The 11,381-nt window shown below is 69.4% G+C and carries 10 protein-coding genes and 1 other RNA gene; 10 read left to right on the plus strand and 1 reads right to left on the minus strand.

Going from position 1 to position 11,381, the window contains the following annotated elements:
• Window positions 1–217: 217 nt before the first annotated feature.
• The 4 genes from ACFUN8_RS16195 to ACFUN8_RS16210 all read left to right on the plus strand — a co-directional run bounded on the left by ACFUN8_RS16195 (window position 218) and on the right by ACFUN8_RS16210 (window position 5,762).
• Window positions 218–1,891 carry a serine/threonine-protein kinase gene (locus tag ACFUN8_RS16195; RefSeq protein ID WP_383636984.1) on the plus strand — a complete coding sequence of 558 codons (1,674 nt, stop codon included), beginning with the start codon at window positions 218–220 and terminating at the stop codon, window positions 1,889–1,891.
• 188 nt (window positions 1,892–2,079) lie between these two features.
• Entirely contained in the window at window positions 2,080–3,333 is a 1,254-nt protein-coding gene (locus ACFUN8_RS16200; protein WP_383636986.1) for a serine/threonine-protein kinase, read from the plus strand.
• A 149-nt stretch (window positions 3,334–3,482) separates the two neighbouring features.
• Window positions 3,483–4,589 carry a peptide chain release factor 2 gene (gene prfB, locus ACFUN8_RS16205; protein ID WP_383636989.1) on the plus strand — a complete coding sequence of 369 codons (1,107 nt, stop codon included), beginning with the start codon at window positions 3,483–3,485 and terminating at the stop codon, window positions 4,587–4,589.
• Window positions 4,590–4,913: 324 nt separating this feature from the next.
• A complete protein-coding gene (locus tag ACFUN8_RS16210) occupies window positions 4,914–5,762 on the plus strand; it encodes a hypothetical protein (RefSeq protein WP_383636992.1) in 849 nt (282 codons plus the stop codon).
• Between the two features lie 87 nt (window positions 5,763–5,849).
• Here ACFUN8_RS16210 and ACFUN8_RS16215 read toward each other — a convergent pair whose 3' ends face one another.
• Window positions 5,850–6,047 carry a hypothetical protein gene (locus tag ACFUN8_RS16215; RefSeq protein WP_382567797.1) on the minus strand — a complete coding sequence of 66 codons (198 nt, stop codon included), beginning with the start codon at window positions 6,045–6,047 and terminating at the stop codon, window positions 5,850–5,852.
• 269 nt (window positions 6,048–6,316) lie between these two features.
• Between ACFUN8_RS16215 and ftsE the strand changes: the two genes are divergently transcribed.
• From ftsE to ACFUN8_RS16245, 6 genes are all read left to right on the plus strand, one after another.
• Window positions 6,317–7,006 carry a cell division ATP-binding protein FtsE gene (gene ftsE / locus ACFUN8_RS16220; RefSeq protein ID WP_354603741.1) on the plus strand — a complete coding sequence of 230 codons (690 nt, stop codon included), beginning with the start codon at window positions 6,317–6,319 and terminating at the stop codon, window positions 7,004–7,006.
• 35 nt (window positions 7,007–7,041) lie between these two features.
• Entirely contained in the window at window positions 7,042–7,959 is a 918-nt protein-coding gene (gene ftsX / locus ACFUN8_RS16225; protein WP_383636996.1) for a permease-like cell division protein FtsX, read from the plus strand.
• A 67-nt stretch (window positions 7,960–8,026) separates the two neighbouring features.
• Entirely contained in the window at window positions 8,027–9,220 is a 1,194-nt protein-coding gene (locus ACFUN8_RS16230) for a S41 family peptidase (protein WP_383636999.1), read from the plus strand.
• An 18-nt stretch (window positions 9,221–9,238) separates the two neighbouring features.
• Window positions 9,239–9,733 carry an SsrA-binding protein SmpB gene (gene smpB, locus ACFUN8_RS16235; RefSeq protein WP_383637001.1) on the plus strand — a complete coding sequence of 165 codons (495 nt, stop codon included), beginning with the start codon at window positions 9,239–9,241 and terminating at the stop codon, window positions 9,731–9,733.
• Window positions 9,734–9,830: 97 nt separating this feature from the next.
• Window positions 9,831–10,218: a transfer-messenger RNA gene (gene ssrA, locus ACFUN8_RS16240) on the plus strand.
• A gap of 461 nt (window positions 10,219–10,679) precedes the next feature.
• On the plus strand, window positions 10,680–11,366 hold the full coding sequence (locus ACFUN8_RS16245; RefSeq protein WP_383637004.1) for a hypothetical protein: 687 nt from the start codon (window positions 10,680–10,682) through the stop codon (window positions 11,364–11,366).
• Window positions 11,367–11,381: the final 15 nt, after the last annotated feature.

The raw sequence follows: 11,381 nt of genomic DNA on the forward strand, positions 1-11,381 counted from the left end.
TGGTCGGCTGTGGGTGCAAAAGTGCATGGTTGGGAGCGGGTTGGGATCATCCGTGGACCCCGTGGGTACACGTGGTTGGCAACCATCCGTAAGAGGCGCGCGTCTTCCTCTCGAACATGACCGCGACGGGAACCGGCGCGCGGCCTCTAAAGTAGGTCGGACACCCGGGCAGTCCCGGGGGCCATGCAAGGACCACCAGCAGCAGGGAGCGCATGACGTGCGGCCGGTAGGCAGCAAGTACCTCCTGGAGGAGCCCATCGGGCGCGGTGCCACGGGCACCGTCTGGCGCGCCCGTCAGCGGGAGACCGCCGGTGCCGAGGCCGCGGTGGCCGGGCAGCCCGGCGAGACCGTCGCGATCAAGGTCCTCAAGGAGGAGCTGGCGAACGACGCGGACGTGGTGATGCGCTTCCTGCGCGAGCGTTCCGTCCTGCTCCGCCTCACGCACCCCAACATCGTGCGGACCCGTGACCTGGTCGTCGAGGGTGACCTCCTCGCCCTCGTCATGGATCTCGTCGAGGGCCCCGACCTGCACCACTACCTGCGGCAGAACGGCCCCTTCAGCCCGGTCGCGGCCTCCCTGCTCACGGCCCAGATCGCGGACGCGCTGGCCGCCAGCCACGCCGACGGCGTCGTACACCGTGACCTGAAGCCCGCCAACGTCCTCCTGAAGGACGACGGCGACCAGCTGCACCCGATGCTGACGGACTTCGGCATCGCCCGGCTCGCCGACTCCCCGGGACTGACACGGACACACGAGTTCGTCGGCACGCCCGCCTACGTGGCGCCGGAGTCCGCCGAAGGACGCCCGCAGACCTCCGCCGTCGACATCTACGGCGCCGGCATCCTGCTGTACGAACTGGTCACCGGCCGCCCGCCGTTCGCGGGCGGAACGGCCCTCGAAGTGCTCCACCGCCATCTCAGCGAGGAGCCCCGCCGCCCGTCCAACGTCCCCGAACCGCTGTGGACGGTCATGGAGCGCTGCCTCCGTAAGGAGCCGGCCGAGCGGCCCAGCGCCGTGAATCTCGCGCGCGGCCTGCGCACCGTCGCCTCCGGCATCGGCGTGCACTCGAACTCCGCCCAGGTCAACGCGGCGATGGGGGTGGGCGCCCTGCTGGCGCCCGACCCGTCGCCCACCACCGTGCCCGGTGAGCCCGGCGCCGCCGACCCGACCCAGGTCCTGCCGAGCAACGCGGGATCGTACGACCCGGGCGCCGCCACCAGCGTCCTGCCGACGAACGCGCCGCACCCGCCCGGCTCGGCCGACCCGACGTCGGTCATGCCGGTCGGCGCCGGCGGTCCGGGCGGTCCCGGCCCCGACGGCGGTCCCCGGCCCGAGGACCCGCACCCCTGGCAGAACCAGCTCAGGGCCGCGCGCGACCGCAACGAGCAGACCCAGGTCCAGTATCTGGACCCGAGCCAGGACCCGCTCAGGCGCAGGCCCCAGCGGCCCCAGGGCCAGCAGCCCCCGCCGCCCCAGCAGCAGCGCCGGCAGCAGGCCCCGCCGCCGCAGCCGTACCCGCCTCAGCCCCACCAGCCCCAGCAGCAGCGGTACGCGCCGCCCCCGCAGCAGCAACAGCAGCGGTACGCGCCGGCCCCCCAGCAGCCGCAGCAGCCCCAGCCACCCGCACCGCGCCAGCCCCGGCAGGGCAGCGCCAACCCGATGCGGATCCCCGGCCTCGGCTGTCTCAAGGGCTGTCTCTTCACGATCGTCCTGCTCGTCGTCGCCAGCTGGCTCATCTGGGAGCTGACCCCGCTCCAGGACTGGATCGGCGAGGGCAAGAGCTACTGGAGCGCGATCAAGGACACGTACAACACCGTGTCGGACTGGGTCTCGGACCTCGGCGGTTCGGACTCCGGAACGAACCCCGGATCCGGCACCGGAAACAACTGACACCGACTGACACCGACGGCCGATGGGGGCTCGTACCGGCGTCGGTGCTGATCAGTCGCTTCTGTCGCTTTGTCGATTCCTGCGGGACCAATTCCCCCGCAGAAGTGAACGTCGCCGCGGTATCGGGCATTGAACACCCCGATACGCGCGTACTTTGATGGGCAAAGCCAGCCGCTGAGGGAGCAGTCTTGGCACGGAATATCGGCAGCCGGTACACCGCCCATCAGATCCTGGGGCGGGGCAGCGCCGGCACGGTGTGGCTCGGCGAGGGGCCCGAGGGGCCCGTCGCCATCAAGCTGCTGCGCGAGGACCTCGCCTCCGACCAGGAACTGGTCGGGCGCTTCGTGCAGGAGCGCACCGCACTGCTCGGACTCGACCACCCGCGGGTGGTCGCCGTCCGCGACCTCGTCGTGGACGGCAACGACCTGGCACTCGTCATGGAGCTGGTGCGCGGCACCGACCTGCGGACCCGTCTCGACCGCGAGCGCAGGCTCGCCCCCGAGGCCGCGGTCGCCGTCGTCGCCGATGTCGCCGACGGCCTCGCCGCCGCGCACGCCGCCGGAGTCGTCCACCGCGACGTCAAGCCGGAGAACATCCTGCTCGACATGGAGGGCCCGATCGGCCCCGGCGGCTCGCACCCCGCGCTGCTCACCGACTTCGGCGTCGCCAAGCTGATCGACACCCCCCGCCGTACGAAGGCGACCCGGATCATCGGCACCCCCGACTATCTGGCGCCCGAGATCGTCGAGGGCCTGCCGCCGCGCGCCGCCGTCGACATCTACGCGCTCGCGACGGTCCTGTACGAGCTCCTCGCCGGCTTCACGCCCTTCGGCGGCGGCCACCCCGGAGCCGTCCTGCGCCGCCATGTCACCGAGACCGTCGTCCCGCTGCCCGGCATCCCCGACGAGCTGTGGCAGCTCCTCGTCCAGTGCCTGGCCAAGGCCCCGGCCTCCCGGCTGCGCGCCTCCGAGCTGGCCGCCCGGCTCCGCGAGCAGCTTCCGCAGCTCGCCGGCATCCCCTCCCTGGAGGTGGACGAGCCCGACGCCGAGGTCACCGAGGAGGAGCGGTCGTACGGCGACGCCGACGCCCCCCAGTCGCAGGAGGCCGAGCAGCCGCGCCGCCGGGGCGCCGTCCCGCTGGTCCCCGGAGCGGCCCCCGACTCCAACCGCGACACCCACACGAGCATGCGTGTCCCGGCCCCCGACGAACTGGCGGGCGGTGCGCGCGGCACGGCCAGGGCGCCCCGCGCGGCCGGCCAGCGCAGGCCCGGATCGGCCCGGCACAAGGCGGAGGCGGTGCGCAAACGCCGTATCACGCTGGGTGTGACGGCCGCCCTGCTGATCGCCGTCCTCGGCGTCGGCGGCTGGCTGGCGACGAGCAGCGACGGCGCGGAGGTCGACCCCGGGGGCGGCACGACGCGGTCGGCGGCGCCGGTTCCGTAGGCCGGGCCGGTTTCACCGAGGTCGGCCCGGTGGACGAACGGCGGCCCATGAGCCGCGCGACTCGGCCGACGCTCCCGCCGCCCTCCCGTCTACCTCGGGCCGACAACCGCGGCGGCGGGGTTTCACCGGTCAGCCGTTAGGCTGGGTCCGTGGCAGTCGTCGATGTATCCGAAGAGCTGAAGTCCCTTTCCTCGACCATGGGGTCGATCGAGGCCGTCCTTGACCTCGACAAGATGAGGGCCGAGATCGCCGTCCTGGAGGACCAGGCGGCGGCACCGTCCCTCTGGGACGACCCGGAGGCGGCGCAGAAGATCACCAGCAAGCTGTCGCACCTCCAGGCCGAGCTGCGCAAGACCGAGGCGCTCAGGAGCCGGATCGACGACGTCGAGGTGATGTTCGAGCTGGCCGAGAGCGAGGACGACGCCGACGCCCGTCACGAGGCCGAGGCCGAACTCGTCGCGGTGAAGAAGGCGCTGGACGAGATGGAGGTCCGTACCCTCCTCTCCGGTGAGTACGACGAGCGGCAGGCGCTCGTCAACATCCGGGCCGAGGCCGGCGGCGTGGACGCGGCGGACTTCGCCGAGCAGCTCCAGCGCATGTACGTCCGCTGGGCCGAGCGGCACAACTACCCGACCGAGGTCTACGAGACGTCGTACGCGGAAGAGGCCGGCATCAAGTCGACCACCTTCGTCGTCAAGGCGCCGTACGCCTACGGCACGCTCTCCGTCGAGCAGGGCACCCACCGGCTGGTCCGTATCTCGCCGTTCGACAACCAGGGGCGCCGCCAGACCTCGTTCGCGGGCGTCGAGGTGCTTCCCGTCGTCGAGTCCAGCGACCACGTCGAGATCGACGAGACCGAGCTGCGCGTCGACGTCTACCGCGCGTCGGGCCCCGGCGGCCAGGGCGTCAACACCACGGACTCCGCGGTCCGGATCACCCACATCCCCACCGGCATCGTCGTCTCGTGCCAGAACGAACGCTCGCAGATCCAGAACAAGGCGAGCGCGATGAACGTGCTCCAGGCGAAGCTGCTCGAACGCCGCCGCCAGGAGGAGCAGGCCAAGATGGACGCCCTCAAGGGCGACGGCGGCAACTCGTGGGGCAACCAGATGCGTTCGTACGTCCTGCACCCGTACCAGATGGTCAAGGACCTCCGTACGGAGTTCGAGGTGGGTAATCCCCAGGGCGTGCTCGACGGCGAGATCGACGGCTTCCTGGAGGCCGGAATTCGCTGGCGCAAGCAGCAGGAACGCTAGGTCACCACTCGGCGGTTCCGTCCCTTGTCAGAGCCCAACCAAGGGCTTTGGCAAGGGACTCGCTTTGTCGACAAAGGAACTGCCGTTCGGGAGGCGGAAGTTCCCGTTTATGTCACAGTTACCCTTCGCCCGGCGGACAACTGGCTTTAATCCGGGCATCGCACGCGCAACGACCTTGACGCGTATGTGAAAACTCGGAATGGTGACGCGCGGCATGCGTATTTCCGGGGCGCGTGTGATCGGGGGACCTGTGCACGCGGACCTCCAACTGGCCGGCCCCGGACGCTGCACCACTCACGATTAGCTACTGGGGGTAGCAAGCACATGACCAAGAAGACGCGGATCCGCGTAGCGCGGATAGCCGCCGGCGCCGTGATCGCCGCCGGTGCTTCGCTGACCGCCGCGGGCGCCGCTTCGGCCGTCGGCATCGATGTCAATGTCGGTGGCCTCAGCGCCAACGCGGACGTCAACGAGGACGGCCTGGACGTCGGCCTCGGCCTCGGTGACACCGAGGGCGCCACGGAGGGCACCACCGACGGCGCCGACGGCGGCAACACCGTCGTCGGCACGACCGAGGGTACGTCGGAGGGCACCTCCGAGGGGACCAGCGAGGGTACGTCCGAGGGCACGAGCGAAGGCACCTCGGAAGGTACGTCCGAGGGCACCTCGGAGGGCACCAGCGAGGGTACGTCCGAGGGCACGAGCGAAGGCACCTCGGAAGGTACGTCCGAGGGCACCTCCGTCGGTACGTCGGAAGGTACGTCCGAAGGCACCAGCGAGGGTACGTCGGAGGGCACCTCCGAGGGGACCAGCGAGGGTACGTCCGAGGGCACGAGCGAAGGCACCTCGGAAGGCACGTCCGAGGGCACCTCCGAGGGCACCAGCGACGGCAGCGCGTCCGAGGGCGCCACCGAGGGCCAGAGCGGTGGCACCGACGAGGGTCAGACCGGCGGCACCGACGCCGGCAGCACCAGCGCGGGCACCACGGGCGGCACCGACACCGACAACGCCGGCTCGCAGCCGGTCCAGCAGGGCGAGGCCAAGGAGGAGCTGGCGGAGACCGGCGCCGCCGAGACCACGTTCCTGATCATCGGCGCCGCGACCATGATCGCCGGCGGTATCGGCTTCCGGATGCTCCCGCGTCTGGTCGGCAGCCGCGCCACGGCCGCCTGAGCCATCCCGTACACACGGAAGGGCCCGGACACTGATTCAGTGTCCGGGCCCTTCCGGCTGCTCAGGGGTCACACGCCCAGGGACGGCTCAGGCCGTCTGATGACCCACCGCCACCAGCGCCACCGCCGCTATCAGCACCACCAGCAGGGTCAGCAGCGCCATCGGGCTCAGGCCGCCGAAGGGGCCCTCCTGCTCCAGCCGCTGCCTGTTCGCACGGCACACATGGCACCGGCCCTCACTGACGGGTCCCGCGCAGTTGGCGCACACCAGCCGATCAAAGGTCATGCGCTCTCCTCCTCCCGCGCCGCGGAGCCGCGGGCACTGTCTCTGCGCTCAACGCTCCGGGAAACGCGACCGTTCCCCGTACCACTGTGCCAGCTCCCGCTCGATTCGGCGCGCCCCGTCGGATTACACCGGGTCTGTCCCCGGTGGCGAGCGGCCGGCATCCGTGATAAATCACCCAAGCCCGGACCAACCCCGGCGGCCGACTGCGCGGCCCCGGCCGGTTCGCGTAAGGTCTCGCTCACCTACTCCCGGCCGACCGTGGTGCACCCGTGATCCGATTCGACAACGTCTCCAAGACCTATCCGAAGCAGAACCGACCCGCCCTGCGCGATGTGTCCCTCGACATCGAGAAGGGGGAATTCGTCTTCCTGGTGGGCTCGTCGGGCTCCGGCAAATCGACCTTCCTGCGTCTCGTCCTCCGTGAGGAGCGCGCCAGCCACGGCATGGTGCATGTCCTCGGCAAGGACCTCGCGCGGCTGTCGAACTGGAAAGTGCCGAGCATGCGCCGTCAACTCGGCACGGTCTTCCAGGACTTCCGCCTCCTGCCGAACAAGACCGTCATGCAGAACGTCGCCTTCGCGCAGGAGGTCATCGGCAAGTCCCGCGGCGAGACCAACAAGTCCGTCCCCCAGGTCCTCGATCTCGTCGGACTGGGCGGCAAGGAGGACCGGATGCCCGGTGAACTCTCCGGTGGTGAGCAGCAACGCGTCGCGATCGCACGGGCCTTCGTCAACCGCCCCATGCTGCTGATCGCGGACGAGCCGACGGGCAACCTCGACCCGCAGACCTCCGTGGGCATCATGAAGCTGCTGGACCGCATCAACCGCACCGGCACGACTGTCGTGATGGCGACGCACGACCAGAACATCGTCGACCAGATGCGCAAGCGTGTGATCGAGCTCGAAAAGGGCCGTCTCGTGCGAGACCAGGCGCGAGGCGTCTACGGCTACCAGCACTGAGCAACGCGAAGAGCATCGAAAGCTGAAAGGACGCCATGCGCGCCCAGTTCGTCCTGTCGGAGATCGGCGTCGGTCTCCGCCGAAATCTGACGATGACGTTCGCCGTCATCATTTCCGTAGCCCTCTCGCTCGCGCTGTTCGGCGGCGCACTGCTCATGCGCGAGCAGGTCAGCGTGATGAAGGACTTCTGGTACGACAAGGTCAACGTCTCGATCTTCCTGTGCAACAAGGGTGACGCCGAGACCACCGAGAAGTGCGAGAAGGGCCCGGCCACCGCCGACCAGCGGAAGTCGATCGAGTCCGATCTCAAGAAGATGGACATCGTCGACGACGTCTATCACGAGACGGCCGACGAGGCGTACAAGCACTACCGCGAGCAGTACGGCGAGACGCCCATCGCCGGGATGATCACCCCGGACCAGATGCAGGAGTCGCTCCGGGTCAAGCTCAAGGACCCGGAGAAGTACAAGGTGGTGGCGACCGCCTTCGAGGGCCGGGACGGTGTGCAGTCCGTCGCGGACCAGCGCAACATCCTGGAGAACCTCTTCAATCTGATGTCGGGCATGAATGTCGCCGCGCTCGGAGTGATGGCGCTGATGCTCGTCATTGCCCTGATGCTGATCGTGAACACCGTCCGGGTGTCCGCGTTCAGCAGACGCAGGGAGACCGGCATCATGCGGCTGGTGGGCGCGTCGAGCTTCTACATCCAGATGCCGTTCATCATGGAGGCCGCGTTCGCCGGACTGATCGGTGGCGTCGTCGCCTGCGTCCTGCTCCTCGCCGGGCGTTACTTCCTGATCGACGGCGGAATCGCCCTTGAGGAGAAGATGCAACTCATCAACTTCATCGGCTGGGACGCCGTACTGGCCGTCCTCCCGCTGGTGTTGGTGATCGGTCTGCTCATGCCGGCCGTTGCCGCTTCGATCGTGTTGCGCAAGTACCTCAAGGTGTGACAATCGCCCCTGGCGTCGTCTCGCCAAGCCGCTTTGCGGCGCCGGGGGTTGTCCTAGACTCGTCGCCATGCCGGGCCACGAAAATCGCCTCAGGCCCCACGGGTTCTACCGCGGGGCGGCCCTGACCTTGCTCTTCGCGAGCGTGCTCGCCACCGCCGCGGCCACCGACTCGCTGCCTCGCGCCGACGAGGAAGCCGCCCGGATAAGCACCCGCTCCGTCGCCTCCACGGCCGACAAGGACGAGGTCGCGCGGGCCGCCGCCGAGGCCATGGCCGACGGCAAGTCCGCCACCGAGGCCGCCGAGGACGTCGTCAGCCGCAGCGGTGACCGCTGGGGCGCCGTCTACGACAAGGGTGAGTACGAGGAGTTCGAGCAGGCCCTCGACGGCAAGTACACCGGGGTGGGTCTCTCGGCCAAGCGCCTGGCCGACGGCCGGATCGCGGCGAGCAAGGTCCAGCCGGGCGGCCCCGCCGCCCTGGCCGGGATCAGGGCCGGCGACATACTCCGTACGATCGACGGCGAGCCGGTGGGCCGACGCCCCGTGACGGAGGTCGTCGCGCTGCTGCGCGGTGACGGTACGGGCCGGGACGCCGGCGGGTCGCACGACGCCTCGGCGGGCACCACCGTCGTCCTCGGGCTGGCGCGCGACGGACATGAGTGGACCGAGACGCTGCGCCGGGCCAGCGTCAGTACGGACGCCGTCACGCTCGAAACCGGCGCGGACGGCGCGCTCGTGATCAAGGTCGCCGCCTTCACCAAGGGCAGCGGCAAGCAGATCAGGGACGCCGTCCTGGAAGCGCCCCGGGGCACCGGCGTCCTGCTCGACCTCCGGGGGAACGCGGGCGGGCTGGTCACCGAGGCCGTCCAGGCGGCCTCCGCCTTCCTCGACGGCGGCCTGGTCGCCACGTACGACATACGGGGCGAGCAGCGCTCCCTGTACGCCGACCCGGGCGGTGACACCGAGCGCCCCGTGGTGGCGCTCGTCGACGGCGGCACCATGAGCGCGGCCGAGCTGGTCACCGGCGCCCTCCAGGACCGTGGCCGGGCGATCACGGTCGGTTCGCCCACTTTCGGCAAGGGTTCCGTACAGATGCCGAGCCGGCTGCCGGACGGTTCCGTGGCCGAGCTGACGGTCGGGCACTACCGCACACCGGCAGGTCACAAGGTCGACGACAAGGGCATCACACCCGACCTGGTGGTGGACGAACGGGCCCAGGAGCGGGCCCGCACAGTATTGAGTGGCCTCGGGGGTGGGTCGTAGTGCGAAAATGAACGCACTATGGCAAAGGAAAAGGACACAGGGCGCAAGCTGGTCGCGCAGAACAAGAAGGCGCGGCACGACTACCTCATTCTCGACACCTACGAGTGCGGTCTCGTGCTGACAGGTACCGAGGTCAAGTCGCTGCGCCAGGGACGCGCCTCCCTGGCGGACGGCTTCGTACAGATCGACGACCACGAGGCGTGGCTGCACAACGTCCACGTGCCCGAGTACACCCAGGGCACCTGGACCAACCACTCCGCGCGGCGCAAGCGGAAGCTGCTGATGCACCGCGTGGAGATCGACAAGCTGGAGCAGAAGTCGAACGAGTCCGGTCACACGATCGTGCCGCTGGCCCTCTACTTCAAGGGCGGCCGGGCCAAGATCGAGATCGCGCTGGCGAAGGGCAAGAAGGAGTACGACAAGCGTCAGACGCTCCGCGAGAAGCAGGACCGGCGGGAGACGGACCGCGCGGTGTCGGCCGTGCGCCGGCGTCAGCGGGCCTCGTCGGTCTGATACGCCCCGCGAGGGAATGAGGTGGCCGCGCCCCGCGTTGGTCACGTACGATGGGTGTTGTCCCGCACAGCAGGGGCAGCGTTTGATAAATCAACATGGGGATGATCGGTTTCGACAGCGGATGTCGAGGCAGGGGAAGCGAGTCGAGGAAGCGGCAATGATCTCGTTAACCATATGTCGCAAACTATAATCGCCAATTCAAAGCGCGATTCCTCCACCTTCGCTCTCGCTGCTTAATTAGCAGCTAGCGAAGACTCCGTGGAGTGTCAGCCCGGGAGTGTTCCCGACCCGGATCCTGGCATCACTTAGGGAACTAAACCATCGCGTCCGGTCACGGGACACGGTGGGAAATCAAACAGTGACTGGGCCTGTCGGAGGCTTGTTCGCGTGACCTCCGGGGCCGAGTAAAAACGTAGCGGACTGCACTCGGAGAAGCCCTGGTTCCGCACCGTTGGACGCGGGTTCGATTCCCGCCATCTCCACCACCCCATGTGAGGCGAAGGCCCCGCTGCTCCGGCAGCGGGGCCTTCGTCGTGGTGATGTCGGACACAGCGTTCCGTCGGCGGCACGGACCGTTGTCGGCCGCGCGGTCGGCGGCTTTCCGGGGTCGGCGGGAAACGCTCTGGAACAAGGGCAGTTCAGGGCACCGTGACCGGGTCGTGCGAACGGGACGGGTGGCCGGAATGATTCCATCAAGATCTACCGTTCGGCAACGAAGTCGTACACATGCCTATCAACTGGTGAAGCGTGGGCACGCGTCCGGTCGCCGTGCGCTACATTCTGGGTCCGGGTGCAAGTGGTGGGGGCGTTCGGTTCGGGTGGGGGCCCGGCCGACGGCCGTATTCCGGCCAGTTTCATGCACGCACCCAGTGATTCTGTGGGGGATGTGCGTACAGCAGTGGACAATTGGCGAGAAGATGCCCAAAAAGGGCACACGCATGAGCCGATGGACGTCACCGTCGAGCTCGACGGTCTGGGGCGGCAGCTCTCCGAGCTGCCCGGCCGGACCACAGAGACCACCGGCATACCCGCGGCACGCGCCGCGGACAGCTCGGACGGTCCCGTCTTCGTCGATGCCAGCGGCCGGCGGAGCAAGAAACTCCGGCGTCTCGGCTGGGTGTTGGCCATCGCCAGCGCCTGTTACGCCGTCGCCCTGGTCGCGGCCCTGATCGGCGGCAGCTCCAGCGCGCCCTGGCTCCAGATACCCGGCGTCAGTGACAAGCGCGACGCGCAGAAGGTCGAGATACAGCCGCCCCCGTCGGACCGGCCCACCGCGGTGGCCACGCCGGGCGCGGGAGGCGTCGAGCCCAGCGCGTCGGACTCCGCCTCCGGCTCGCCGTCCGCGCCCGACGCGAGCACCGGGGCCTCGGACGAACCGGAAGCGTCCGCATCGGCCTCCGGCAAGACCGACCCCGACCCGGAATCGGGCAAGCCCGATCCGAAGCCCGACCCCGGTGACCCCGACCCGGGACCGGGGGAGCCCAACCCCGAGCCCGGTACCGGTGACCCCGACCCCGGGGGACCCGTCGACCCCGATCCGGGGACCGACCCGGAACCCTCTCCGTCGGACACGGCACCACCTGTCGACACACCTGTGGACGGCCAGCAGGCAGTCGCGGAAGGCGCCGAGTAACCATGACCTCTTCCG

The organism is Streptomyces sp. NPDC057307 (assembly GCF_042667665.1).
Taxonomy (GTDB): domain Bacteria; phylum Actinomycetota; class Actinomycetes; order Streptomycetales; family Streptomycetaceae; genus Streptomyces.